This is a genomic window from Burkholderia sp. CCA53 (assembly GCF_001685525.1).
GTDB classification, from domain to species: Bacteria; Pseudomonadota; Gammaproteobacteria; order Burkholderiales; family Burkholderiaceae; genus Burkholderia; species Burkholderia multivorans.
In genome coordinates this window covers 3,102,729-3,126,763 of sequence record NZ_BDDJ01000001.1, presented here as the reverse complement: position 1 = coordinate 3,126,763, position 24,035 = coordinate 3,102,729, and the positions used below count along the sequence as shown (strand labels likewise).

Genomic DNA, 24,035 nt, shown 5'->3' with positions numbered 1-24,035 from the left:
CTGGGGCGATCGAAAGAGCACCGCAAAATAGACGAATTCGCTTACCGTCGAGGATATGCAGATGGAGAACTTGGCAGATGCATTAATCCTTATACGAAAGGATCGGTCCTGCATTGGTCTTGGGAAAAAGGACACAAAGCCCAGCGAGACTACGAACTCTCGTTATGGTAGAGCGATACGCCGATCGCACTACGAGCTTGCCGGCTCAGTCGGCCACACCGGGTTGACGAGGTCAACTCGATTGAGAGCGACTCGGTACTGCTTCCAGCCGGTCAGGAGCGACTTCTCGCCGTCCGTTGCGATGCCAAGGTCGACGGCATCCTGCAACGGTGCAATGTGGTCTGCGGCGTCCGCGAGTTTGCGGCGCTGCACCTCGGCGTTGAAGTTCTTTGCATCCTCCGGAGTCGGCGGCGGCTGGTCGACGTTCTGCGGCACTCCGTGCTCGTCGAGCGCGACGGCTTTTCCCGCCTGAACGCCGCGCATCAGCGACTCGTACTTCTCATCGGTCAGCAATACTGCATCTGCAGGAATCGCGCAGTCCGGATTCGGAACCTCGATCATACGGACGCCGTTCTTCTCGACGTCGTCCGCCGATTGCGCTGGATCGGGGACCAAGATCGTACGGCAGCCGTGCAGCGCTTCGCTATAGAACGCTGGAACAGGTGTGGAAGAAAAATAATTTCGCATCATCAATTCCCAATGATCAAATACCCGACCGACTCAGACGAACTGCCGTAATTTTGAATTTGAATTTGCGATTTCCCGACGGGATTCGCATTGACCGAAGCGTTCGATCCTCCGGCGAACCGGCTCGCGACACAGGAGAAGGCACCATTGATGAAACTGGTCGAAAGGCTGTACGAGTTGTTCGAATTCGCCGGTGCTGTGATGACACCCCACTGAATAACGATGGTTCGGTATATGCCAGACGTATTGGGAAAACTAACCCATCCGTTGGTCGTAAGAGCACCTTGAAACTGGTCAAGACGAACCGCCTGATTGTTCAGAAGCCCCTGCGCAACGTTGAACGCTTGTGAAGCATTCCCTGCGAGAGCGGCATACAGCGCATCGGCCTGATTGCGGGGAACTACCTGTTGAGTTCCGGGGCTCGACCACTCAGCGGAAAACACCTGACCAGTGTTTCCTGCGATCTGTGCGTAGCGAGCATCAGCATACTGGCCATTGATCGCCTGAGTGCCAATGGAGGTCGGGTTCGCAACGTCAAACGTCTGGGTGCCGCTGCCCGCGAGCGCAGCATAACGAGAATCGGCTGTTTGTCGATTGAGCGCGTGCGTGCTGGCCGTCGCGTTCGCCACGCTGAAAACCTGCGTTGCGAGACCTGCCAGTTGGGCATATCTCGCATCTCCCATCGCCTGGATCGACGCCGAGAAATTCGATTCCAACGTCGCGATCGTACCGTCGTCGACGGCGCTTTGGCCGCTCTTGTCAACGATGAACTGGCCGATCATTGCGGCGATGATACTGGCTTGCCGCAGAACCTTATTGACCTGTTCCGATTTTGCGGTACCCGATTGAAAACCGCTGACGAGTGCTGCAAGAGCCGCGTAATCGGCTTGCGTCATAACATTTGCGTTCGGGCCGCTCGCAAATACTTTGAAATCGTTCGAAGCCATCGTTGCTCCAAAAATAAAAAAAGCCGCGTGAACGCGGCTCGCGATAGGCTTGAAATCCGGGCGCTTACAGGGATGTCCCCCACACTCCCGTGTCAAACCCGGCGATCAGATGGTTATCCATGTCGAATCCGAACAGCGGGGCACCATCAACACTGGTCACGATGGTGTAATCAACACGTACGCCCTCGGGTTTAAGCGGGATGTAACCACCCGCGAGCAGCGCTAGGAACACGGCCGAAGGCACCTTGCCCGCTATCCCGATCGTCATCGACATGTCCTGATGGTCTTCGATGAACACGTGCGTGTCCGCGCCGAAGATGCTGTTCAGGATCGCCGCGCTCGGCTCCAGCGTCCCGTCCCAGTGATTCGCGCCGATCTTCGCGCGGATGACGAGCCGGTACGTGTCGTCGTCCAGTACGGTCAGGCCCGTATCCGGATCGAACGGCCCTTTCCACGTCCCCTGATCGAAGCCGAGGCCGTTGATGTCGAACGAGAAGTAGATTCCGGTCAGCGGCGTGCGGATCTTCCGCGACACGCCGACCCAGAGGCCGACGTCGTCCAGCTGCACGCCGACCGCGTTGTCGAGGTCGAACTTGCCGGGCATGCTCTGCAGCATGTTCATCTGGTCGACGATCGGCTGCACGAGCGCGCCGAGGGTGGCCGTGAACCGCGGCTTGTCACGATGCTCGGACGTGATCAGTGCGGTGTAGTCGGAAAGAGACGCGGCCATCAGTTCACCACCAGAGTCACATCCGCCGGCGTACAGGACGCGGCTTCATTGAACAGCAGCGCGACGTCGGGCGCCCCTGCGCCGCGCGGGCCGCTCAGCGTGAGGCCGGACAGCTTGAACGTGATGCCGCCACCCACGCTGTTCGCCGCGGTCAGGGCATCACCCCATTCGACGCTACCGGACAGGCCGCCGCCGATCTGCACGCCGTTGATGTAATCCGACACGGCCTGCTGGATCTGCTGGCCCGTCTGGCTGGTATAGCCGGTGAGCGCCTTGATCGTCACCGTGGCACCGACCGGCGCGCCCACCGGCCGGAAGAACCTGATCGTGATCGGCCGACCGTAGATGTCGGTGACGATGACCGCAGTCGTGCCATACGTGCCGGATCCAGGCGTTTTCTTCGCTGCGATCGCGTTTGCGACCGCCGTGGCGTCGCCCCCCTCGACGACGAGCGAGATCGAGTGCGACGGGATCCCGTTGGCGTCTGTCGCACTGGTGTCGTTCTCGTAGGCGACGTACCGCGTGACGCCCGGAACGTTCGCCACCGCGCCGATGATGCCGTCGAGCACCGTGAGCGAAGGCAGCGCGGTCGACACCGTCTGGCGCTGCCGCAGCACGGCATCGTTCTCGACCGGCGCGCCCTCGGCGGCATCCGCCGGGTTCGTCACCGACTGCCAGCCGAGCGCCGGCGTCGCGATCTGGTTGATCGTGCCGGCTCGCGCGGATACGTCGCCGATCGTCGCGCACGTGGCGGTGACGGTGATCGTGCCGCTCGGCGGGATCGTCACGGTGGCCGGCAGTAGCCATTGCACGCCGTTCGTGTCCTTCGCCGCGCCGTTCGTGATCGTCGCGCCCGCCTGGCCAACGAGAACCAAGTCGGCGCTCGAGTACGACGCGACCTTGCGCGCGATGCCGTTGATCTTGACGTTGCTCGACAGGGCATCATCCTGCGCGGTCGCCGGGCTGAACGACCGGTAGATGGCGATCGCGACCGAGTTGACGTCGCTGATCGCCTTCGCGAACACCCCGAGTAGCTGCCCGTCCTGGCTGTCCGGCTCGAGGTACGTATCGGCACCGTAGATCGATCGGTACTGGTCCTGCAGATACGCAAGCACGTCCGCATACGTCGGCGCGGTGATGCCGTTCGCGTCGATAGTGGGTGCGATGGTCGTGAGAGTCACAATGTCGCCTGTACCGTGGTGGTGCCGTAGATGGTGTTGATCGTCGCGGTGACCGTGAGCACGCGCGTCTCCGGATCAGCCGTGCTTGAGTAGCTCGTCAGCTCGTTCACGCCCTGCGTGCCGAGAATGCACTGCCGGATTGCTGCGTCGTACTTGCCGCTCGTGTACTTCCCGAGCACGTCCGTTGCCCACGGCATGCCGGCCGTCGTATCGAGGAACCATTCACCGCGCAGCAGGCGCAGGCGCGTCAGCACGGCCTGCGCGACCGTTTCTGGCGCGTTCACGAGGAAGTCGGCCGCGCCACCGCCGAACGAGTAGTCGCCGTCAGCGTCGAGTTTTCGGTATCGCATGGGAATCTCAGTTGACCGGGCCGGTGTTGCCGCCCTGCGCATCCGGGTGCGTGTGCGTGTCGTCGACGCGCTTGCCGTTCGCCGTGATCTGGCCGATCACGTTGAGGATGCCGTTGAACACCGCGGCGGCACCGCTCGCCGCGCTACCGACCATCCCTCCGACGAACGTCAGCAGCCCGGTGATCGTCACGGCCGCCGAGAACGTCGACAGCGGCGCGACGACATCGAAGCCGCCCGGCGCGACGATCTTCACCTTCTGCAGCGTCGGGTTCAGGTCGATGTACGTCGTGCCGTCGTCGCTTCGAAGCTGCGTCGAGCTGCCGCTAACGCCGGCCAGCGCCCGCGGTCGCGACCGAAAGCCGAGCAGCGCGAATCCATCCGACAGGTCGTGCATGCGCAGCTCGGCCTGTTCTTGCACGCCGCCCGACTGCCACCACGCGTCGATGCAGCGCGAGGCAAACACGACCAGGCATTCGTCTCCCTGCTTGACCGGAAACGTCAGCGTACAATTCCCGCCAGCAGGGAACTGAACCGGGCAGTCGACCAGCATCGGCAGCGCGACGCTCTGGATCGTGCCGTCGATGCCGCGGACCTGCGCCTTGATGGCGGGCTGAACCTGACACGTCATAGCCGCAGGATCGAACGCGACTACAATGCCCGGCAAAGCCGTCCACAAGTCGCCTCGTGACGCGCGCATAGCCGTTCCTAGCGCCGCCATCGGGTCGCCGTACTTTTGCAGTTTGTCCATCGGGGGAAGAATGAAAAAGCTTGTTGCACTCGCAATTACTTGCGCAGCACTATCGGTGCATGCCGAACCGGTCTATGTTCTGACTCAAAAATGCGTCGGAGACAAGATCAAACTCGCCGATGAATACGAAGTTCTCTACCCGAAGAGGGCATGCAAACTACCCGTCACCAATCAAAAGGATCTTCGGCATTTTGAGCAGAACATCGGCGGCGAAAGGTTTTATGGTTGCTGGGGCCTCGCTCTCGGCAGCAAGGTTATCCTCATCGGATCAGGTGGGGACCAGACAACCGAGCTTGTCGATATTTTCACCAAAGCCGATGCCTTACCGGATGGCACTGCGGTCGTCACGAAATCCCCGCTTACCGGGACGATAGCCGAGAAAGCTCAACGCCTCTGCCATTAACCCCAAGGCTTGACCGGACCCGGCCCAGCAACAGTTGCTTTTTTAAACTGAGCGGGATTCATGGAGAGATCCACATCGATACACGTTAGGGTCGTGTACCAAGGATTGTCACGAGTATCACCCTCATGTTCAGCGACAAGAATCTTGTACACGCCATCGTTATTCAGTCGGCTAAAGTACTTCAGATAGGCATTCGATTTTGCGGCTGCATCGCTCACGGTCAACGAATACTCCGCGCGCTGAATGCTCTTGTTGTCGATCTTGACCAGTCCGGAAATCCGCGCGTTCGGGTTCAGCAGGCACTTGACCGTGATGCCGTTCTGGTCCTGCGTCGGCAGGCCGATCATTCCGGTTTCTGCCGTCAGGACCAGCGCCTCGCCGGGGATGTAGCTGTTCTGCGGGACCATCTGGAACTGCGTGTCCTGAATCGACCAGTCGGCATTGAGGTTCAGCGCCGCGTTCCGCAGAACGTCACGCGCCATCCCGAAGATGACCCTCCCGCGCGGCAGCGGCTTGACGTCGAACTCGGGAAGATAGCCGACGGTCAGCCCGTACGGCTTCATCGTTGCGATCGCGGCTTGAACGTGGTCCATGTACGTAGAGCCGGCCGCGAGCGTCGTGTTCACGACAGCGTGGTTGTACCACATGTCGCCGCTCGCAGCCGTCACATCGACCACCGTCTCTGTCGGGCTGTATCGGCCACGACGGACCTGCTTCACGGTGCCGTCGAAGATCACGCCATACGGGCCGTTCTCATAGCCGGCTTGCAGCACGACGCGCGTGAACTCGCCCTGAATCCGCTGCGCCGTAGCGTCAGCAACGTTGAAAATCCGGATGCGCGCGCTGTTCGGCGTCTGTATGTCGCCGCGTCGAATCTCGAAGCTGAATCGGAGATCCGAGAAGTCGAGCGCGTCGCTGTCGTCGCCGATGATTAGCGAGGCCTTCCGAAGGTATTGGGTTGTCATTCTCGTCTCGAATGAATGCCCTCGGACTTGCCGAGGGCTACTGCATCGTCACCCAGAAAACAAAAAACCCCGCCGAAGCGGGGTTCACTGAGACTCTGGTATGTTTACTGGCTCCTACACCCGAACCACACCAGAGGCCATGGTTACATCCAACAACAAGCAGCCCGTACCTCGGCCGCAACCGGAGCCGATTTACAAAGGCCCGCATCCGACCAGAGACGGTGCAATCAAGCAGCCACCGAGAAACATTCCCACACCTTCCACACCATCGAAGCCGCGATAAAAATTGCCGGACTGAAGATCGCGAACTTTCGTGCCCGATTCAGCCGCTCGGCGTATTGGGCATTTCTTTTTGCCGTCCGCGAGATTCGCTCCTGTAAGCTGAGCAGTTCGCACTGTCGCAGGTATTCGAACGTGTCCTCAGGAGCATCCAGATTTTTCGGATCGTTATAGACTTGATCGATCGTGGACACCATCAGGCACTTCGTCGTGATGTACCAGCTCGTGAACAGCAGCCACGCGGTAAAAGCACCCGCTCCCACGGATAGCCACGACCAGTGGTGCGCCTCGATCGCTTTGGCGGCATAGGCGAGTCCCCCGCCCATTCCAGCCAAGGTAATCGTCAAGGTTGTCGACGCTTCCTTGATGAGGTAATCGGCGCAAGCATGCTGCGTCTTCATGTTCTCGATGCCGGCCTTTTCGATCCAGTCGAGCCGGTCCTTCATGTTGGTTTCGTCGCTCATTCAGGTTCTACCTCAATCGGTGACCCAATATACCTTACTGCCTATCCCGAGGTCCTCGAACGTCGGAACGTCGTCCGGATTCTCGGCGCCCTGAACCCACAGACGCCCCTGGAAGCCCAGATACTTGTACTGGGCGAGCAGGTCGACGCCAGTCACCAGCGGGATGCCGGACACCAGCGGGTTGTCCGACGCGTCGGCAATGTCGAGCACCCATCCGGCCGGCCCGCGATAGACGAGCGTCAACCGATAGATTGTGCCGCTCAGCGAGATGTTGAATGTCTGTACATCGGCCGAAAGCGGCATCTCATAGATCTGCATCACCAGCTCCCCGAGGGCACCGCACCACCCGGTGACGGATTGCCTGCTATGAGACGCTTTGTTCCCATGTCCTGCACTTCGGACGTTGCGGAAGGATCAGCCTGATTTGCTTTTGGTGGCAGCGTCGTTACTTTAGACGTGACCAATCGGAGCTCACGAACAGCCCAGCGAGGATCACGGAAAGCGCGATCCAGGCGCTAAGGGCATACAGGAGCGTGCTCATGCCGTCACCTCGTCTTCGATGTCGTCGGTGATGGGGAGGCCTGACACAGGGCGAAGATATGCGTCTGGGAATGCGCGCTCTGCTATCTGGTCGTCACCCCATTTCAATCGATCCCCCCGAATGACCCAGCAAACTCCCCATCCCTCCAAGTCGGCCGCGATTCGCTTGCCTTCTCGGGTGACGAAGATTTCCCCATTCACTGCGAGTCGGACTACTTCCACGATCTTGCCGACACCTTTCCCGCACCGCGTACGAGTCACGATCGCGATATCACCCGGTTTGCAGTTCATACCCCACCCCCATACACGCCAAAGGCGAACGCGATCAGCGTGCGCACCCACATGTCGATGAAGAAGTCGATCACGATGACCTCCGGTCAGCGAAGGCCGCACTCGCCGGCGCCCTGCCGTGCGCACTCGCACGCAGCGCCGACCTTGCAGAGCGTCGCGATGGCGTCGAGATACGGCCGGCTCACCAGCGCGTAGCCGGCGACGTCGATCGCCCTGTCGATTTCGCCGATCATTACGCCGCGCTGGCCATTCAGAAAACGACTGACTTCCGACGGATCCCAGCCGAGTGCTTCGGCCGCGCGCTTCCGGTCCGGTCCGTTCAAGACATCCCGGAGAGCCTTTTCGATATTCGGTTTAGCCATGACTGGCAACCTCTAGCAAAAACTGTTGAGTGCCGTTGCTGCGGGGCACAAATACGATGCGGTAAACGTCAACCGCGCCTTTCGGGAGGAACCTCCAGCCATGTCAGAATCGCGTACCCCTACGTCAATCCATTTCATGAAAGGAGGCTCCTATGGAGTACTGTCACGACGCATTCACGTTGACTGCGGCGGTTCTTCGGGCCGTTTGCTCTGCAATGACGCAGGAGCAAAGGCTAGTCGTCGCCGAAGAGTTGAGAGTTCAAGGCGAGCGGCTGAACGAGCTGAAGGACGAATCCATGGTGCGCCTGGCCGCGACACTCTCTTCTTTTGCTGCCCTCGCACGGGGAGAACCCGACGAGGCGTCGGAAGTGTTTCGCGCGATTCGGCCCCGGTAAGGACGGCGAGGGTTCTCATGTTTCTTTCGAGCCAGGTGGTCATTTCGTATCTCCAGGCCAAGGCAGCCAATGGATCAACCATAAGAGGACGCAGAAGCCCAGCACGAAGACATGCAGTATCAACAGAACGGCGAGCAACTCAGAAAAAATTGGATGCCCGCTTGCTGGGCCGAGAATGCGCTCGATGAATGCCAGGAGGCGTTTCATGCGGCCACCTGAGCAAGTTGGATAGCGGGCGGCAAGCCGTCGAGCTCGTTCGGGTAGATTTCCGGACAGAGCTGGTGCGGTGTCTTGCGCCAGCCGGTTTGCTCGGCCAACCACAAAACCCGGCCCGGCGGAATGCTGCGCCGCCACTTGCTGATCGCCCATGGGCGAACGTTGAGAAGGCGCGCGACTGCGCTATCTCCGCCGAGCAGATCAAGCGCCTCGGCAACGTTCGGATTGGGGGTTTGATTGAACGTGTCCATGCGCCGCAGAGTACTACTTAAAGTAGATTTCCGCAAGGATGAAAAGTAGAAATGACGCCGATCCCTACGATTGATAGACTTCTACCAATGGTAGAAAGCAAACAACTCCCGATCCGATACCCCGAATTCGCGGCCCGGCTGTCGCAGGCAATGGCAGCCGTCCCGATCGAGGTTCAGGGGATCGTCGACTTCTTCAAGGCGCGCGGCGAGAAGATCACCTACGAGATGGTCCGCCGCTACACGCTCGGACAGGCCATGCCGCGCCAGGAGAAACTGAACCTGATCGCCGAAGCGGTCGGACGCAGCGCATCCGAGCTGGTGTACGGCACCAGCGAGAAACCGTCAGGGAAGTACGCGCTTCCCGAAGATCAGGGGAACGTCCTGGTGTGGGAGCACCCGGACGACCTGCCGCCTGACGAAAACCGCGTCTGGCTGGACAGGTACGACTACAGATTCAGTGCGGGGACCGGTTTGATTCAGTGGGAAGTACGGCAGAAGAAGGCTTTGCCGTTCGACATCGGCTTTTTCCGGGCTCTAGGGTCGAAGCCCAAGGATTGCAAGCTCGTGCGCGTGCATGGCGACAGCATGGAACCATACCTGTTCGATCGCGACATGATCATGGTCGATACGGCGAAGACACATATACGGGACGGCAAGGTGTACGCGATTTACTTCGAAGGCGAACCGCTGGTGAAGCAGATCTTCAAGCAGGCCGGCGGCGCGATCACTCTCCACTCAATCAATTCGGGGAAGTATCCGGACAAGACCATCGCACCCGAACATCTTGGTTCGGTCTCGATAATGGGCGAGGTGATCTATCGCTCGGGATCCGGCTGGGCCGGTGGCAACTGATCGCGACGTTCCGCCTCACAAGATAGAAAAATGTAGAAAAATGGATCCGAGCAGCCTTACCGACGATGTGATCGAACACCTGCTGAGGAAATCCAAGCAGGTTGTCAACCCGCGGGCGCGCGAGGTCCCAAAGGCCAAACACCTCGAGAGGAATTTCGACGTCAAGTCGATTGAGGGTGATGACCATTTCACGCTGATAACGCGTCAAAGCACACTGATTCCGGAGAATTTTTCGTGCGGGCTAATTTGGCATGCAGCACCGGGCCAACGCGTAATCCTTACTCGATATAACGGCTACGACCACGAGCATGGGAACCCCATCGAAGGGACCAAGTTTCAGTTCAGCTGCCACATTCATCGGGCAACCCAGCGATACATCCAGGCTGGGCGCAAGGCTGAAATGTATGCTGAAGCGACGGAGCGCTACAGCACATTGCCTGATGCGATTGAATGTCTCTTGATCGATTGCAACATCAGTGGATATCCTCGAGGGCGTGACACTGGCAACGAGCGCCAGCTATCATTGTTGTAATGGAAGCCACGACTCAACTCCTCCAGGCCGAACTTTGCAAAGCGCTCTGCTCTGAAGTGAGCCTTCAGGAGCGCTCAGATGGGCTCGTCCATGTGCGTACGCCATTCCATTTCCCTGATGGCGATTCGTTCTCGATGTATTTGCGAAGGCTGCCTAGCGGGGGCTTTCGTATCAGCGACATGGGCGGCACGCTGATGCATCTGAGCTACGAGCAGGATATCGACAAGCTCAGAGAAGGCACGCGCAGCCGGATCTTTTCCCAGGTGCTAGCGGAAATGGGGCTAGTCGACGAGGATGGCGAGCTTGTCATCGAAGTCCCCGGCGATCAGTTGGGCGCCGGCGTATTTCGCTTCGGGCAAGCGCTCACGCGCGTTCACGACCTTACATTCCTAAATCGGGTGCAGGTCGAGAGCACGTTCTACGATGATCTGTATGAACGAATTGCCGAGGTTGCCGGGGCCGACCGCGTCCAGCGGGACTATGCGGCACCCGGGGTTCCTGATGCGGATCGCTATTTGGCGGATTTCGGCATTGTTACGCCTCGCGCTCCGCTCTTAATTTTTGGTGTTCCCAGCCAAGCAAAGGCCCGATTGGCCACTATTGTGATGCAGCATCTACAGATGCATCACTTCAAGTTTCGCAGCATGGTCGTGTACTCCGATATGGCGTCCATTTCCAGAACGGATGTGTCACGACTGACATCGGTTGCCAATGACCAAGTTCCGTCGCTCTCCGAGGCAGAGGCGCTTGTCCGCAAGATCAAGGAGGCCTTGGAGCCATCCTAAGTAGGAATCCGCTCAAGCCCTCACCCAAGCCCGCCAAGCGCGGGGCTTGTCATTTCTGACTCCGCCCGAATCCCCCCCCCCTCAGCCCGCCTGGCGCGGCTTATGCGCCGTCAAGCCGTCAGCTTGAATTCCATCCGTTTCCCCAAGGCCGTCAACGCACTCGCCAACGTCGTCAGCGTGAGACTCGCATCCTCTTCATCCAGAAGTCGATTGAGCGCAGCGCGGCTCGTGTGCATACGAGCGGCCATAGCGGTCTTGGACAGCTTCTGGGCCTTCATTTCCTGCTCGATCTGCCACGCGATTAGCCGCTTCATGGCAGTCGCCGTAGCTTCTTCGAGCCTACCTTCCTCGGCAAGGAAATCGTCAAAGCTACTTCCGATGTGCTTGTTTGCCATGATGTGACTCCTTCAGTTGCTCAGTACCAGCCGAGTCGCGCAACTGGCGCAGTCTTGTCCGGGCCAGTTTCAGGTCGGTCTGGGGCGTTTCCTGAGACTTCTTGATGAAGCCGTGAAGCAAGACCATCTTGTCCCCGACGACCGTAAACAGTACCCGGGCAATCCGCTGATATAGGTCGACCCGGACTTCCCACAGATCCGCTTCCATCTTCCGAACCAACGGCATCCCGAGCGGCCAGCCAATCTCTACCGTCTTGATGTCGTCGCCAATGGCCTTGCGGTCCTGAACATCCAGCCCGCGAAGCCATTCGCGGACGGGCTCGTTACCGCTCTCGGTCCGAAAGAAATGGACAGAGAGCACGCGACTGACCGGCTCGACCATAGGGGAATAGGATTGGGGAATGCCTCAATCGTACCAAAGTTGGTACAGAAAGCAAGTCGTTTCCCTTCCCGCCAGCCAGGGGCTTCGCCATCCACCAGCCGCCCTCCCACGGGCTTTTTTGCGTCCGCGCGCCCGGACTTCTACTTTCCCCCCACAACATTTCTACTTTTAGTTGTTGACATCCTGACTACTTAAAGTAGAATTCCCATCAACGCAGCCCACACGGCGCTGCGCCACCGCCCCGGCGGACCGCTCTCTAACCCTGACGGAAGATGAATAGGTGCTCAGCACCCAGCCCTTGGCCTCGCGCGGCTGAATGTAAAAGCGCGGGAAATGGCGGCCAGATGAGCTGCTACCGCATTGCGGCGCCCAGCGATGAGTGGCGTGGTAACTCGTCGCAACCTCGCGCGGCCCGGAGCCGGCACGACCGGGAGTAGCCGGGCGCGCGAGAGCAACACCACTGCCCTGATGAGCGGATATGCATCCCGCGTATCCGCCCATCAGTGCAGTCAGTACCGCCGGCCATGTCTCCCGGCAAACCTGTTAGGAGTGCATATGCTCAATCCTCACGTAACAGAGCGTGCCGCCGAGTTCTGGACCGATCGGCAGAAACGCGAATATGACGATGCTGCCGAAGCCGAAGAAGCTGCCTTCCTGCGCGCATCGGAAGAAGTCGAGTTCGACGACGTGATCGAAGCGATTTACGACCTGCCGGAGTCCTTCCGCAACAGGGTTTTCACGGCATACCTCGACAAATCGGACCGCAAGCATTTCGTCTACCTGCTCGAGCTGCTGTTCGACGATGCGTTCGCTGCGGCAGCCGAAGGTATTGCGAAACGCAAGGGGTACTGACATGACGACCGCGATTATTGGTTTCGTGCTCGGGATTTTCGCCGCCGCCCTTCTGATGATTGCGGCACGCGATGTGTCGCGCAATCGGAAATGGGAAGGCTGACCAACCCCACCCGCTACAGGATACGACGATGACAACCGACACGAATATCGGCAGCGTCAAGACCTTCTTCGAGTCGCAAAAGGCAACGCTCGCCGCGGTGCTGCCGCGCCACGTCAGCCCGGATCGCATGCTGAAGATCGCGCTAGGCGCGCTGCGCACGACGCCGAAGCTGATGGAGTGCACGGTCGAATCACTGATGGGCGCTGTCGTGCAGTGCTCGCAGCTCGGCCTCGAACCGAATACGCCGCTCGGCCACGCCTACCTGATCCCGTTCGAAAAGAAAAAGAAGGTAGGCGGTGAATGGGTGACGGAGAAGGTCGAGACGCAGATCGTCATCGGCTACAAGGGCCTCATCGATCTCGCGCGCCGTTCCGGCCAGGTCGTCAGTATCGCCGCGCATGCAGTGTACGAGCACGACCACTTCGACTACGCGTTCGGCCTGGACGAAAAGCTGGAGCACAAGCCGGCCATGTCCGCGCGCGGCCGCGTGATCGCTTTCTATGCCGTCGCAAAGCTGGTCGGCGGCGGCCATGCGTTCGAAGTGATGAGCGCCGAGCAGGTCAACGAGATTCGCGATGCCAGCCAAAACTACAAGTTCGCGCGCGACAAGGAAAAGACCGTATGGGGCCAGCACTACGAGGAAATGGGCCGCAAGACCGTGCTGCGCCGCCTGTTCAAGTACCTCCCGGTGAGCATCGAGCTTGCGAGCGCGGCTGCACTCGATGATGTCGGCGCATCCGGCCGCTCGCAAGCTCTCGACACCGTGCTCGATGGCGACTACATCACGCCGACCGACGACGAGCCGGACGACGACGGCGAGATCGATCCGCCGTCCGGCCTGACAGATCAGCGCCAGCAGCAACGCGACATGACCCTGCCGTCCTATGACGACCTGCTCAGCCAGATCCGAAACGCGAAGGACGAGGAAGTGCTCGCCCTCGTGCTGGACAGCGCTCGTGATCTCCCGCAGACCGAGTACGTGAAGCTTGAGCAGGCGTATCAGGATCGCCGCGAAGTGCTGCTCAATGCGTAACGGGGCACCGCGCGGCACCCGTCGCGCGCCATTGAGGCTTTATCTGTAGAGGAAGCGACCATGAAGCGACAGCCATGGACGACCAACCATACGAGAACGCTATGAAACTGACCATCGAAGATCTCGAAACGCTCACCATCCATCACGGCGGCCATAAATCGCCTGACGAGGGGCATTGTCTGCTCGAGGTCGTCAGCATGTTTGCCGGCGAGCAGTTCAGCGACTCACCCAAGTGCGTCGATCCGATCCTCGCTCAGTTCGGCAGATCGTGGAACGACGGCATGCGATCCGATGAAGAACGCGCGCAGTTGAAGATCTACATCACGCGTCTGCCAGGTACCAACAAGGGCCCCGAGCTTTCCCAAAAACGCGGCTGGATGGCGATGGATTGGATCGTGCGCACCTACTGCGCCGCATGGCTCGCGCTGAATCCGCGGCTCGCGCACCATGCCGACGCGCTGAAAGCCTTGCCGCCGATCACCTGCGTTGCCGACTTGCAGGCGGCGCATCCGAAGCTGGATGCCGCCAAGAAGGGCGCGGAAGCCGCATGGTACGCCGCACGGGACGCAGCATGGTACGCCGCAGGGGCCGCCGCAGGGGAAGCCGCATGGGCCGCCGCACGGTACGCCGCACGGGCCGCCGCATGGGCCGCCGCATGGGACGCAGCATGGTACGCCGCACGGGCCGCCGCACGGGCCGCCGCATGGGACGCCGCACGGGCCGCCGCAGGGGCCGCCGCAGGGGCCGCCGCAGGGGAAGCCGCATGGTACGCCGCACGGGCCGCCGCACGGGCCGCCGCATGGGCCGCCGCACGTGAGGCGCAGGATGAAATGTTCAAGCGCATGTGCCTTGGGACAGCGCCATGGCAGCAGGAAAAGGCGGTTGCCTGACTACCGCTTCCACTAACGTGGCCTATGTCGAAGGTTATGCAGAGAACTTTCTCTCGGCAGCAGTAGGAAGTCCCGATGACGTTCCGGCATTCGTCGGCCAAACGGTCACTGAACTGCGCACCAAGCTAGAAGCAGCGGAGAAAGATGCGGAGCGGTATCGGGCGCTGCGACGCGGCCAGCACTGGAGTGTGCTCAATGGCATTGGCGACACGCTGCGCGCGGATGAACTGGACGCAGCCATCGACGCCGCCCTCGCGCAACGACAGGGAGAATGATCGTGAGCAGATACCCATACACCGAAGCGTGCGACTTTATCCGTGACCGCGTGACGGACTTCGATGAGCGACTCGGCATCCGAGTTCCGACGATTTCGCGTAGCGAAGCCAGCCAAGCACGGCAAGCGATAGCGCTTGCGCTTGGCATGGCCGACGAAGAACTGGCGAAGAAGATCGCCGACTATGCACGAAAACAGAATGGCATCGGAGAAGGATCATGAGCTTCAGCTACGTGATTTTCTGCCAGTCCTACACTGATCCAGTGTGGGGCGAGCAGATAATCGATTGGATACATTCTGGCCTTGTCCGCATTCATCGGAATCGGCTTCAAAAAGCGACGTTCGAATGGGTCGGGAACTCGCGCCAAACGTTCGATCTTGAACAGGTTCGTCGTGCTTACCCGATCTGCATGTTTGCCCCGGAAAACGACAGCCCACTTTCGTATGCGGATAGGGTCGCGCCTTTACCGGACAGGAGAAAATCGTGAGCGAACTGAAGCCTTGTCCGTTTTGCGGCGGCTCTGTATCTCTTGAGCGCGCGCGTAGCACCACAGACTTTATCCACGGGACGCGTCAATGGTGGGGCGTAGTTTGCCGGAACACAATCAATCTCGGCGGCACATGCGCTATCGAGCAGCGCCCTAGTGCATCGCCGGAAGCAGCTATCGAACGTTGGAACCGCCGCGCCCCTGCTAGTGAGGGAGAACAGAAATGAGCGATACAGACGACGACTGGACTGAGCCCGAGAAAGAGATCGACGACGGCTATGCCCGATGCCCGCACGGCATGCCGAAGTGGGATTGTGATTGGTGTGGAGAGAGTGAAAATGACTGAAGAAAGCCTGATTGAGCGCTTGGCTCATGAACTCGACAAGCACATTAAGCCAGCGATCCCGATCCAAATCGCCCTGTGGTCGACAAAGGAGATCGGCGAATATCTCCAGCGGCCTGCGCAGGTTGTGCGTGAGCGAATTGTTACCCTCCCCGGCTTTCCGGAAGCAATACGCCTACCGAACGGGGCCGGCGGCCGCAGCTTTCCCCGCTGGAAGGCTGCAGAGGTAATCGCTTGGGTCGAATCGCATCAAGGGGGTGTCCGTTCGCGCGGAGGGCGGCCGCGCAAGTCGGATTAACCGATCCGCGCCGCGATGTCTGCGGCCGTCTCGTTGTAATAGGTCAGCAGTTCATTCAAATTCGTATGGCCCGTCATGCGAGCGAGATCCAGCGGTTGGAGCTTCTTTGCCAACCGCGTAATCGCTTCATGGCGGGTATCGTGGAATGTCAGTCGCTCTTCCGGGGGCACCTTTGGGAATGCCTTGTCCCGTGCCTTGCGAAAGAGTGCATCACGGGTTTTGTCCGTCAGCCCGAACAGCGGCATCCCATCCTCGACCTTCGGCAGCATCTCGATCAACTCGATTGCACGCGTCGACAGCGCAACGCTGCGCGCGCTACCGTTCTTTGTCAGCGGCAAGCGAGCCACGCGACGCTTGAGGTCGACTGTATGGCCTGTAAGCCCAAGAATCTCACCAGATCGCATAGCCGTCTCAATGGCGAATAGAAACGCCACTGCTACGCGCTGCGAGGCGTATTGCACTGGCATGCCCTCCTGATAGCCCAATGCGAGAGTAATTGCCTCGATCTCGGCGGCGGAAATCAGACGCTCGCGGCCGGGACCCGGTGACGGGCGTTTCACGTCCTTCATGGGCGTTGAAGCGAGCCAGCCCCATTCCCTGCGCGCGGTATCTAGCGCGTGAGAAAGTAGCGTCATTTCACGGTTGACGCTCGCTGGCGATACTTCCTTCAATCGCGCGTCGCGCCAAGCGGCAATATGTGCCGGTCTCAGATCTGCAAGGCGAATCTCGGAGAATGGTCGACCGTCGATCCGCTTCCGCCCGATCAGATCGAGGCGAAGGCGCTCCCAACGTTCACCACGTTTCATCGGACTGACCTTGTCACGGTATTCCGAGAGCACGTCGCCGACTGTATGGGTTTTACTGCCCTGCCCGGTCGCGATTGACCGCAACTCCGTTTCGCGCTTGAGCGCCCATGCCTGCGCTTCAGCCTTCGTGTCTCGAACCGCGGAATCGCGCACGCCTTTAACGTAGACTTCTGCACGCCAGCCGCCACTGGCCATCTTGCGGAACGATGCCATGCGTAACCCCTTGCGTAATTTCTGCGTAGTGGGGCGTAGTTTAACGTGTTTTCGTGTGGTATTTGATGGGTTAAACGCTACGCCAGATATTGGCGTAACTCATTGAAAACACGCGATTTGCGGTGCCGCTTGGCGTTGTGTGTTGATGCTTGATGGTGCGTGAGGCCGGACTCGAACCGGCACACCCTTGCGGGCGTCAGGACCTAAACCTGGTGCGTCTACCAATTTCGCCACTCACGCGGATCCTTGCGTCGCCAGAGCGCGCGGGCACATCGTCTGCGCCCCGCACGTCGGGGTTTTCGGCCGGCGACACCGGCGCCCCGATCAGGCGAGCGCGAGATTCTACCCGATCTGCGCGGCGTTGTCTCGCTCGCCGGCACCGCGCGGTCGGCGGTGCTAGAATGCCGCGCTCGACGTGACGGCGGCACCGGCGGTGCGCGTCCGTCCCTGCCCCGACCCGAATCTGCCCCGTGAACTTCGACGATTACTGCCAGCAAAAGGCCGCCCCCGCGGGCTCCAGCGTCTACTACGCATTGCGTCAGGCGCCGGCCGCGGTCGAGCCGCGCCTGACCGCGCTGTTCGCGCTGCGCCGCGAACTCGAGGAAACCGTCAAGGAAATCAGCGACCCGACCGTCGGACACACGAAGCTCGCGTGGTGGCACAAGGAACTCGCGGCGCTCGCGAACGGCCAGCCGTCGCATCCGGTCACGCAGGCGCTCGCGCGGCACCATCCGTCGATCGCCGCCGAAGCCGACGCGCTGCGCACGCTCGTGAACGGCTACGGGATGGATCTCGAGCAGGCGCGCTATCTCGACTTTGCGAATCTGCAGCGCTACGTCGCGCAGGTGGGCGGCACGTTCGCCGCGCTCGTCGCGCGTGCGGCCGCCGCGCAACCGGGCGCCCCGCAGCCCTGGGCGGCCGACGTCGGCCGCGCACTGATGCTCGCGCAGTTCGTGCAGGAGCTCGGCAACGATGCGCGCCACGGCCGCATCTATCTGCCGATCGACGAACTGCAGCGCTACAACGTGACGGCGGCCGACCTGCTGAACCGGCGCTACAGCCCCGCGTTCACCGAATTGATGCAGTTCCAGACGGCCCGCGCGCGCGAAGCGCTCGACGCAGCCGACGCTGCGATTCCGGCCGCCGAACGCCGCGCGCAACGCACGTTGCGTGCGCAGATCGCGCTCGCGCGCGCGCTGCTCGACGAAATCGAGCGCGACGGCTATCAGGTGCTGCATCAGCGCATCGCGCTGACGCCGATCCGCAAGCTGTGGATCGCCTGGCGCGCCGCGCGCCGTCGCTGACGCGGCGCGACCGGCATCACGCCTTCAGCAGCGGCAGCGTATCGAAGCGCTGCTGCAGCACGCTCGTCGCATCCAGGCCCCACCACGGGCCGAGCACGGTCGCATAAAGCTGACGAAAATCGACGGCGACCGGCAGATTGCCGTTGCCGTCCAGTCGCGCCAGCGCCGGCGGCGCGCCATACAGGCCGCCGATCACGCGACCGCCCATCACGAAGTGCGGCGCGGCCGTGCCGTGATCGGTGCCGTTGCTCTGGTTCTCACGCACGCGCCGCCCGAACTCCGCGTAGGTCATCACGAGCGTCGTATCCCAGCGCCCGAGCTCGATCAACGCGCCGCGCAGCGCCGTCATCCCTTCCGCGAACTGCTTGAGCAGCGCCGCATGCTGGCCCGGCTGATTCTGGTGCGTGTCGAAGCCGTTGAGCGTCAGCCGCAGCACCGCGACGCCGTCCTGCGTGCCGCGCCCGTTCGCATCGCACGCGGCCAGTACCTGCATCGCAGTCTTCACCGACGTGCCGAACGCGCCGCCCGGAAACGCCGTCGCGAACGCGCGCATGCCGCCGCGCGGACGCAGCCGGTCGGCGGCCTTCACGATATCGTTCTCGACATCGATCACGTGCGCGAGCGCCGGATTGCGTTCGCGCAGCGACGACGGTTCGGCGAGCCGCGCCGCGCGCACGAACTGCGCGGGATTGACGAGCGCGATCGCACGCGCGCCGTTCGCGAGCGGCCCCATCTCGGCGCTGCCGAGCACCACGCCGTCGGCCGCGAAGCCGAGCGGCACGGGCGCCTGCGCGAACGTGCGCGTGAGCCAGCCTTCGTGCAGATACTGGTCGGCGCGCGACGCGGTGTCCCAGATCTCGATCGAACGGAAATGCGACAGGTTCGGCTGCGGATAACCGACGCCCTGTACGATCGCGAGCTGCCCGTCGCGCCACAGCGGCATCAACGGCGCCAGCGACGGATGCAGGCCGGTCTGCGCGTCGAGCTGCAGCACCTGGTCGCGCTTGACGCCGATGCTGCGCCGATACTGGTAATAGAGCGGATCGGCGTACGGCACCACGGTGTTGAGCCCGTCGTTGCCGCCCTTCAGCTCGACGAGGATCAGCACGTTCTCATAGCGGGCCGCGAACGATTGCCCGGCAGCCGCCGCGCGCGACACCGAGGGCCATAGCGACACGCCCGCCGCGGCTGCGGCTCCGGTCAGCGTCAGAAAATTTCGTCGGTTCATCATGCATCCTTCGGCCTGCCGCGCGGCTTGCGCGCCGCAGCGGCAACGGCCCGTGTCGTCGTCATTTCAATTGATAGGCCGGGTCCATCAGCAGCGCCTGCAGATACGCGCTGCCTGTCGACGCCGTGTCGATCGCGGCGACCGGCGGCACCGGCAACACCGCATGCTGCAGTTGCAGCTCGGTCGACAGCCCGACGACCGCCTGCGGGCGCGCACGGTACTGCGCAAGCCAGCGCTCGAGATCGAAGCGCAGGCCGCCGCGCGCGGGCGACGCCGGCCACGCCGCCACACCGCTCGTCATCGCGGCGGCGACGGACGGCCCGGCGCGTGATGGCGCATTCGCCGCGACGCCCGCGCGCATGCCGGCCGTCTCGGTCGCGCGGAACAGCTGCTCGACGAACTGCTTGCGCGCGAGCAACGTCGTGCTGTTGATCCACATTGCGCCGCCGGGCCAGCCCTTCACGTTCGGCGGATAGAACAGGTTCTGGCCGAGCGTGCGCACGGTGTTCGCGAGCATCTGCGGATCGCCGTACGCGACGTCGAACATCCGCACCGACCCGACGACGAATTCGGCCGGCGACTTGACCAGCACGCCGCGGTTGCGCGGATCCCAGAACGCGTCGGTCGACCACAGCGCGGCGAGCGCTGCGCGGATGTCGTAGCCGCTCGCGCGAAAGCGGTCGGCGACGATCTCGAGCTCGCGCGCATCGGGCGCGTCGGACACGAACTCGCGCCACAGCTTCGCAGCGACGAAGCGGGCGGTCCCGCGCTGCTTCAGCAGGATGTCGAGAAACACGTCGCCGTCGAACGGGCCGGTCTCGCCGAGTATCGTCTTGTCGCCGGCATCGTGCCAGTCGGTGCGCACGACGAAGCGCAGCGTGTCGGGATCGACGGTCCAGCCGGTCATCGCGCGCGCCGCTTCGGTCACGTCACGCTGCGTATAGTGCCCCTCGCCCAGCGTGAACAGCTCCATCACCTCGCGCGCGAAATTCTCGTTCGGTCGCCCGTTGCGATTGCTCGCGCCGTCGAGGTACTGCAGCATCGCCGGATCCTTCGCGACCGCATGCAGCAGCGTGCCGAAATTGCCGAGCGCCTCGCGGCGAAACAGCGCGTTCTGCGCGGCCATCGTCTGCGGGTACGGCACCTTGTCCTGTCCCGACGTGAAGTGACCATGCCAGAACAGCGTCATGCGCTCGGTGAGCGGCGACGGCGTCGCGACCATCTCGCCGACCCACGCGGCCCGTAATGCGTCGTAACGCCGATCGCGCAGCCGACGCGCTTCGCGCCGCATGTCGGGCGTGAGCGCACGGCGCAGCGCGCGCGGCGGCGGCGGCTCGTCGATCCAGTCGGGCCATGCGGTGACCGGCGTGCGCCGGATGTTGCCGAGCGTGTCGGCGACGAGCTGCGCGCGCGTCATGCCGACCGCCCGCGCGACGTCTGCCGGCGCCGGCGAGAAGCCGGTGCGCGTGAGGAAGAACAACGCGTCGTCGGCATCGAGCGGCGTCTGCATCGCGGGCGACGATGCCGCGCCGGCTGTATTCGCTTCCATCGTGATCGGCTCCGGGAACGCACGCAGCGTGCGAATGCCGGTTCAACGGCACGCGTCGCCGCGGCGTTGACGGAGAAATTGCTACGGTGTATTTCCGCAGCGCGGCGCAGACGACGGCGCGCTCAGCGCTTGTAGAGCTCGCGCACGGCGTCCTCGATGTGCTGACGCAGCAGATGACGCTCTTCCGGCGTCATGTGGCCGTCGCGGCGGCGCTGCTCGAGATCGGGGGGCACGGCGGAACGGACGGACGGATCGGCGGCGCGATCGGGCTGCGGCGCCTTGCCGCGCGGCGCCTTGCGCGACCATGCGCCGTGCTCGGGGCGTTGCGCATACGCGAAGTTCGACGCATACGGACCGGCGAGCGCGATCGTCAGCATCAGTGCAATCCGGGCAGATCGCATGACCGTCCTCGCTTCTTTGGTCGATTTGTTCCCTTCGTCACGCGGCAACCGGCTACCTCTGGTACTAGAAAAACCCTGCGGAATTCGGGTGTGCAAAGATGAAAGATGGAGTGCAGCGAGTATCTACCGAATTTCGGCTTCGAGTAAAGGAATCTCTATAGCCTGCCTTTACTCCGCGCGACACCACGGGTAAATTTTGTAACTGACTGTAACGCGCCAAAATCCTCGACGGCGCGCCATTTCTCATTCGCGATAAGATGCCGCTCATGGAAACGAAAAACCCCTCCAAGATTCTCGTCGTCGACGACGACCCGCGCCTGCGCGATCTGCTGCGCCGCTATCTCGGCGAGCAAGGCTTCAACGTCTACGTCGCGGAGAACGCGACCGCCATGAACAAGCTCTGGGTGCGCGAGCGCTTCGACCTGCTCGTGCTCGACCTGATGCTGCCCGGCGAAGACGGCCTGTCGATCTGCCGCCGTCTGCGCGGCAGCAACGACCGCACGCCGATCATCATGCTGACGGCGAAAGGTGAAGACGTCGATCGCATCGTCGGCCTCGAGATGGGCGCCGACGACTACCTGCCGAAGCCGTTCAACCCGCGCGAGCTCGTCGCGCGCATTCACGCGGTGCTGCGCCGCCAGGCGCCGGCCGAGCTGCCGGGCGCGCCGTCGGAAACCACCGAGGTGTTCGAGTTCGGCGAGTTCTCGCTGAACCTCGCGACGCGCACGCTGACGAAATCCGGCCAGGAAATTCCGCTGACCACCGGCGAATTCTCGGTGCTGAAAGTGTTCGCGCGTCATCCGCGCCAGCCGCTGTCGCGCGAGAAGCTGATGGAGCTCGCACGCGGGCGCGAATACGAAGTGTTCGACCGCAGCCTCGACGTGCAGATCTCGCGTCTGCGCAAACTGATCGAGCCCGATCCGGGCAGCCCGCGCTTCATCCAGACCGTCTGGGGTCTCGGCTACGTGTTCATCCCGGACGGCGCCGCCTGATCGTCCTTCTTTCCGGTTTCGCCCGCTCACGGCCCGTCCCATGCGTATCGACCGGCGCCTTCTGCAGCTCGCGTTCGGCGGGCTGTTCTGGCGCACCTTCCTGCTGATCGCGCTGCTGATCTCGGTCAGTCTCGCCGCGTGGTTTCAGAGCTTTCGCGTGATCGAGCGCGAGCCGCGCGCGCAGCGCGTCGCGCTGCAGCTCGTCGCGATCGTGAAGCTCACGCGCACCGCGCTGCTCTACTCCGATCCCGATCTGCGCCGCGCGCTGCTGCAGGATCTCGAGAGCAACGAAGGCGTGCGCGTGTACCCGCGCGAGAAGACCGACAAGTTCCGGCTGCAGCCCGACGAATCGCTGAACCGGCTGATCGAACACGACATCCGCAGCCGCCTCGGCGACGATACCGTGATCGCACAGTCGGTCAACGACATTCCGGGCGTGTGGATCAGCTTCAAGATCGACGACGACGACTACTGGGTCGCGCTCGACCGCGATCAGCTCGATACGGTCACGGGCCTGCAGTGGGCCGGCTGGGGGCTGTTCGCGCTCGCGCTGTCGCTGTTCGGCTCCGCGTTCATCACGAGCCTCGTCAACCGGCCGTTCTCGCGGCTCGCGCTCGCCGCGCGCCAGGTCGGTTCGGGCCAGGCGCCCGAGCCGCTGCCCGAGCGCGGGATGGGCGTCGCGGCCGAAACCAACCGCAGCTTCAACCAGATGGTGCGCGACCTCGAGCAGCTCGAGGCCGACCGCGCGCTGATGCTCGCCGGCATTTCGCACGACCTGCGCACGCCGCTCGCGCGGCTGCGTCTCGAAACCGAAATGAGTCCGTCCGATCAGGCGACCAAGGACGCGATGGTCGACGACATCGAGCAGATGGACCGCATCATCGCCGCCTTCATCGACTACGCGCGGCCGACGCAGCGCAAGCCCGAGCCGGTCGATCTGTCGACGGTCGCGCAGGACGTGGCCGCGCGCGTGTCGAGCGAGGACGGCGTCGAGATCCGCCTGCGGCTCGCACCGGCCGCAATCATCGAGGCCGACGAAACCGACATGCGCCGCGTGGTCGGCAACCTCGTCGAGAACGCGCGCAAATACGGGCAAAGCAAGCACGACGGCATCTCGCGGATCACGCTCGAGACGCGCGTGTCGCATGCGCGCGTCGAACTGTCGGTCAGCGACGAAGGCCCCGGCATTCCCGAAGATCAGCTGCCGCTCGTGATGCGGCCGTTCTACCGCGTCGACGCCGCACGCTCGAAGGCCGACGGCACCGGCCTCGGGATGGCGATCGTGCTGCGCCTCGTCGGCCGCTATCGCGGCACGCTGCGCCTGCGCAACCGCAGCCCGGAAGCGGGGCTGGAAGTCACGCTCGAATTCCCCGGCACCGGCAAATTGCGCGCGACCGCATGACGCGGGCGCGCACGTTTATTGCGCGTCACACTATCGCCGCGGTTGAGAAAATCTATGGGGAGTGTTAGTCAAAATCTATTGAATCGCTTCACTAATAGTGTTAT

Annotated in this window: 35 protein-coding genes and 1 tRNA gene; 17 read left to right on the top strand and 19 right to left on the bottom strand. The window is 62.2% G+C overall.

Annotation, left to right across the window (positions count from 1 at the left end; translation table 11 throughout):
* Positions 1-189 precede the first annotated feature (189 nt).
* The 6 genes from BCR55_RS33795 to BCR55_RS14480 form a co-directional block, all read right to left on the bottom strand.
* Positions 190-687, bottom strand: coding sequence for a tail fiber assembly protein (locus BCR55_RS33795; protein ID WP_175403821.1), 498 nt, complete (start codon positions 685-687; stop codon positions 190-192).
* A 2-nt stretch (positions 688-689) separates the two neighbouring features.
* On the bottom strand, positions 690-1,634 hold the full coding sequence (locus BCR55_RS14500; RefSeq protein WP_139094041.1) for a hypothetical protein: 945 nt from the start codon (positions 1,632-1,634) through the stop codon (positions 690-692).
* Positions 1,635-1,698: 64 nt separating this feature from the next.
* Entirely contained in the window at positions 1,699-2,364 is a 666-nt protein-coding gene (locus tag BCR55_RS14495; RefSeq protein WP_065494714.1) for a DUF2612 domain-containing protein, read from the bottom strand.
* Positions 2,364-3,545 carry a baseplate J/gp47 family protein gene (locus BCR55_RS14490; RefSeq protein WP_065494713.1) on the bottom strand — a complete coding sequence of 394 codons (1,182 nt, stop codon included), beginning with the start codon at positions 3,543-3,545 and terminating at the stop codon, positions 2,364-2,366. Before BCR55_RS14490 ends, BCR55_RS14495 begins: the two co-directional genes overlap by 1 nt.
* Complete coding sequence (locus BCR55_RS14485; RefSeq protein WP_065494712.1) at positions 3,542-3,895, bottom strand: hypothetical protein; 354 nt, start codon at positions 3,893-3,895, stop codon at positions 3,542-3,544. The genes BCR55_RS14490 and BCR55_RS14485 overlap by 4 nt, the downstream gene beginning before the upstream one ends.
* A gap of 7 nt (positions 3,896-3,902) precedes the next feature.
* Positions 3,903-4,643 (bottom strand): Gp138 family membrane-puncturing spike protein, encoded by a 741-nt coding sequence (locus tag BCR55_RS14480; protein WP_065494711.1) that lies wholly within the window; start codon positions 4,641-4,643, stop codon positions 3,903-3,905.
* A 10-nt stretch (positions 4,644-4,653) separates the two neighbouring features.
* Between BCR55_RS14480 and BCR55_RS32475 the strand changes: the two genes are divergently transcribed.
* Positions 4,654-5,046: a hypothetical protein gene (locus BCR55_RS32475; RefSeq protein ID WP_139094040.1), complete on the top strand. Its 393-nt coding sequence runs from the start codon at positions 4,654-4,656 to the stop codon at positions 5,044-5,046.
* On the opposite strand, the gene BCR55_RS14475 is transcribed toward BCR55_RS32475, so the two are convergent.
* The 4 genes from BCR55_RS14475 to BCR55_RS14460 form a co-directional block, all read right to left on the bottom strand.
* Positions 5,043-6,011 carry a hypothetical protein gene (locus BCR55_RS14475; RefSeq protein WP_065494710.1) on the bottom strand — a complete coding sequence of 323 codons (969 nt, stop codon included), beginning with the start codon at positions 6,009-6,011 and terminating at the stop codon, positions 5,043-5,045. The genes BCR55_RS32475 and BCR55_RS14475 overlap by 4 nt on opposite strands.
* Before the next feature lie 227 nt (positions 6,012-6,238).
* Positions 6,239-6,754 carry a hypothetical protein gene (locus BCR55_RS14470; protein WP_011881844.1) on the bottom strand — a complete coding sequence of 172 codons (516 nt, stop codon included), beginning with the start codon at positions 6,752-6,754 and terminating at the stop codon, positions 6,239-6,241.
* Positions 6,755-6,766: 12 nt separating this feature from the next.
* Positions 6,767-7,072, bottom strand: coding sequence for a hypothetical protein (locus BCR55_RS14465; protein WP_065494709.1), 306 nt, complete (start codon positions 7,070-7,072; stop codon positions 6,767-6,769).
* 599 nt (positions 7,073-7,671) lie between these two features.
* Positions 7,672-7,947, bottom strand: coding sequence for a hypothetical protein (locus BCR55_RS14460; RefSeq protein WP_006488823.1), 276 nt, complete (start codon positions 7,945-7,947; stop codon positions 7,672-7,674).
* A gap of 152 nt (positions 7,948-8,099) precedes the next feature.
* Between BCR55_RS14460 and BCR55_RS14455 the strand changes: the two genes are divergently transcribed.
* The gene (locus BCR55_RS14455) at positions 8,100-8,342 is read left to right on the top strand and encodes a hypothetical protein (RefSeq protein ID WP_006492900.1); all 243 of its coding nucleotides are present in this window, start codon (positions 8,100-8,102) and stop codon (positions 8,340-8,342) included.
* Positions 8,343-8,381: 39 nt separating this feature from the next.
* Here BCR55_RS14455 and BCR55_RS33045 read toward each other — a convergent pair whose 3' ends face one another.
* Together BCR55_RS33045 and BCR55_RS14450 are read right to left on the bottom strand one after the other, a co-directional pair.
* Entirely contained in the window at positions 8,382-8,549 is a 168-nt protein-coding gene (locus BCR55_RS33045) for a hypothetical protein (protein ID WP_175403820.1), read from the bottom strand.
* Positions 8,546-8,809: a YdaS family helix-turn-helix protein gene (locus BCR55_RS14450; protein ID WP_065494708.1), complete on the bottom strand. Its 264-nt coding sequence runs from the start codon at positions 8,807-8,809 to the stop codon at positions 8,546-8,548. The genes BCR55_RS33045 and BCR55_RS14450 overlap by 4 nt, the downstream gene beginning before the upstream one ends.
* A 51-nt stretch (positions 8,810-8,860) precedes the next feature.
* Between BCR55_RS14450 and BCR55_RS14445 the strand changes: the two genes are divergently transcribed.
* Genes BCR55_RS14445 through BCR55_RS14435 form a run of 3 tightly spaced genes read left to right on the top strand, consistent with a single transcriptional unit; the run spans position 8,861 to position 10,978 of the window.
* A complete protein-coding gene (locus BCR55_RS14445; RefSeq protein WP_254661828.1) occupies positions 8,861-9,661 on the top strand; it encodes a helix-turn-helix transcriptional regulator in 801 nt (266 codons plus the stop codon).
* 40 nt (positions 9,662-9,701) lie between these two features.
* Positions 9,702-10,193: a hypothetical protein gene (locus BCR55_RS14440; RefSeq protein WP_065494707.1), complete on the top strand. Its 492-nt coding sequence runs from the start codon at positions 9,702-9,704 to the stop codon at positions 10,191-10,193.
* Positions 10,193-10,978 (top strand): DUF1828 domain-containing protein, encoded by a 786-nt coding sequence (locus tag BCR55_RS14435; protein ID WP_065494706.1) that lies wholly within the window; start codon positions 10,193-10,195, stop codon positions 10,976-10,978. The genes BCR55_RS14440 and BCR55_RS14435 overlap by 1 nt, the downstream gene beginning before the upstream one ends.
* Positions 10,979-11,088: 110 nt before the next feature.
* Here BCR55_RS14435 and BCR55_RS14430 read toward each other — a convergent pair whose 3' ends face one another.
* Together BCR55_RS14430 and BCR55_RS14425 are read right to left on the bottom strand one after the other, a co-directional pair.
* Positions 11,089-11,373, bottom strand: a complete 285-nt coding sequence (locus BCR55_RS14430) for an XRE family transcriptional regulator (RefSeq protein ID WP_048995628.1) — start codon at positions 11,371-11,373, stop codon at positions 11,089-11,091.
* Positions 11,348-11,755 carry a type II toxin-antitoxin system RelE/ParE family toxin gene (locus BCR55_RS14425; protein WP_048995630.1) on the bottom strand — a complete coding sequence of 136 codons (408 nt, stop codon included), beginning with the start codon at positions 11,753-11,755 and terminating at the stop codon, positions 11,348-11,350. Before BCR55_RS14425 ends, BCR55_RS14430 begins: the two co-directional genes overlap by 26 nt.
* Positions 11,756-12,310: 555 nt before the next feature.
* Between BCR55_RS14425 and BCR55_RS14420 the strand changes: the two genes are divergently transcribed.
* The 9 genes from BCR55_RS14420 to BCR55_RS30915 all read left to right on the top strand — a co-directional run bounded on the left by BCR55_RS14420 (position 12,311) and on the right by BCR55_RS30915 (position 16,036).
* Positions 12,311-12,607 carry a hypothetical protein gene (locus BCR55_RS14420; RefSeq protein WP_012213540.1) on the top strand — a complete coding sequence of 99 codons (297 nt, stop codon included), beginning with the start codon at positions 12,311-12,313 and terminating at the stop codon, positions 12,605-12,607.
* A gap of 131 nt (positions 12,608-12,738) precedes the next feature.
* Positions 12,739-13,743, top strand: coding sequence for a recombinase RecT (locus tag BCR55_RS14415; protein WP_065494705.1), 1,005 nt, complete (start codon positions 12,739-12,741; stop codon positions 13,741-13,743).
* A gap of 101 nt (positions 13,744-13,844) precedes the next feature.
* Positions 13,845-14,633: a hypothetical protein gene (locus tag BCR55_RS14410; RefSeq protein ID WP_083211822.1), complete on the top strand. Its 789-nt coding sequence runs from the start codon at positions 13,845-13,847 to the stop codon at positions 14,631-14,633.
* Positions 14,606-14,908 (top strand): hypothetical protein, encoded by a 303-nt coding sequence (locus BCR55_RS32470; RefSeq protein ID WP_139094039.1) that lies wholly within the window; start codon positions 14,606-14,608, stop codon positions 14,906-14,908. The genes BCR55_RS14410 and BCR55_RS32470 overlap by 28 nt, the downstream gene beginning before the upstream one ends.
* The gene (locus tag BCR55_RS14405; RefSeq protein WP_065494704.1) at positions 14,905-15,129 is read left to right on the top strand and encodes a hypothetical protein; all 225 of its coding nucleotides are present in this window, start codon (positions 14,905-14,907) and stop codon (positions 15,127-15,129) included. Before BCR55_RS32470 ends, BCR55_RS14405 begins: the two co-directional genes overlap by 4 nt.
* Positions 15,126-15,395: a hypothetical protein gene (locus BCR55_RS32465; protein ID WP_139094038.1), complete on the top strand. Its 270-nt coding sequence runs from the start codon at positions 15,126-15,128 to the stop codon at positions 15,393-15,395. The genes BCR55_RS14405 and BCR55_RS32465 overlap by 4 nt, the downstream gene beginning before the upstream one ends.
* On the top strand, positions 15,392-15,622 hold the full coding sequence (locus tag BCR55_RS33910; protein WP_175403806.1) for a Lar family restriction alleviation protein: 231 nt from the start codon (positions 15,392-15,394) through the stop codon (positions 15,620-15,622). The genes BCR55_RS32465 and BCR55_RS33910 overlap by 4 nt, the downstream gene beginning before the upstream one ends.
* Positions 15,619-15,741: a hypothetical protein gene (locus BCR55_RS33790; RefSeq protein ID WP_289718047.1), complete on the top strand. Its 123-nt coding sequence runs from the start codon at positions 15,619-15,621 to the stop codon at positions 15,739-15,741. Before BCR55_RS33910 ends, BCR55_RS33790 begins: the two co-directional genes overlap by 4 nt.
* Complete coding sequence (locus BCR55_RS30915) at positions 15,734-16,036, top strand: hypothetical protein (RefSeq protein WP_083211797.1); 303 nt, start codon at positions 15,734-15,736, stop codon at positions 16,034-16,036. Before BCR55_RS33790 ends, BCR55_RS30915 begins: the two co-directional genes overlap by 8 nt.
* Here the strand turns inward: BCR55_RS30915 and BCR55_RS14400 are convergent.
* Entirely contained in the window at positions 16,033-17,055 is a 1,023-nt protein-coding gene (locus BCR55_RS14400) for a site-specific integrase (RefSeq protein WP_065494703.1), read from the bottom strand. The genes BCR55_RS30915 and BCR55_RS14400 overlap by 4 nt on opposite strands.
* Before the next feature lie 153 nt (positions 17,056-17,208).
* A tRNA-Leu gene (locus tag BCR55_RS14395) sits at positions 17,209-17,295 on the bottom strand.
* A gap of 230 nt (positions 17,296-17,525) precedes the next feature.
* Here BCR55_RS14395 and hpnD point away from each other — a divergent pair.
* On the top strand, positions 17,526-18,359 hold the full coding sequence (hpnD, locus tag BCR55_RS14390) for a presqualene diphosphate synthase HpnD (RefSeq protein WP_065494702.1): 834 nt from the start codon (positions 17,526-17,528) through the stop codon (positions 18,357-18,359).
* A gap of 16 nt (positions 18,360-18,375) precedes the next feature.
* On the opposite strand, the gene BCR55_RS14385 is transcribed toward hpnD, so the two are convergent.
* From BCR55_RS14385 to BCR55_RS14375, 3 genes are all read right to left on the bottom strand, one after another.
* Entirely contained in the window at positions 18,376-19,587 is a 1,212-nt protein-coding gene (locus tag BCR55_RS14385) for a DUF1501 domain-containing protein (RefSeq protein ID WP_065494701.1), read from the bottom strand.
* Between the two features lie 61 nt (positions 19,588-19,648).
* Positions 19,649-21,136: a DUF1800 family protein gene (locus BCR55_RS14380; RefSeq protein WP_053297152.1), complete on the bottom strand. Its 1,488-nt coding sequence runs from the start codon at positions 21,134-21,136 to the stop codon at positions 19,649-19,651.
* Positions 21,137-21,258: 122 nt separating this feature from the next.
* Positions 21,259-21,537, bottom strand: coding sequence for a hypothetical protein (locus BCR55_RS14375; RefSeq protein ID WP_006408379.1), 279 nt, complete (start codon positions 21,535-21,537; stop codon positions 21,259-21,261).
* 257 nt (positions 21,538-21,794) lie between these two features.
* Here BCR55_RS14375 and ompR point away from each other — a divergent pair, with 257 nt between their 5' ends.
* Complete coding sequence (ompR, locus tag BCR55_RS14370; protein ID WP_004192636.1) at positions 21,795-22,529, top strand: two-component system response regulator OmpR; 735 nt, start codon at positions 21,795-21,797, stop codon at positions 22,527-22,529.
* A gap of 40 nt (positions 22,530-22,569) precedes the next feature.
* Positions 22,570-23,931: an ATP-binding protein gene (locus BCR55_RS14365; RefSeq protein WP_006408378.1), complete on the top strand. Its 1,362-nt coding sequence runs from the start codon at positions 22,570-22,572 to the stop codon at positions 23,929-23,931.
* Positions 23,932-24,035: the final 104 nt, after the last annotated feature.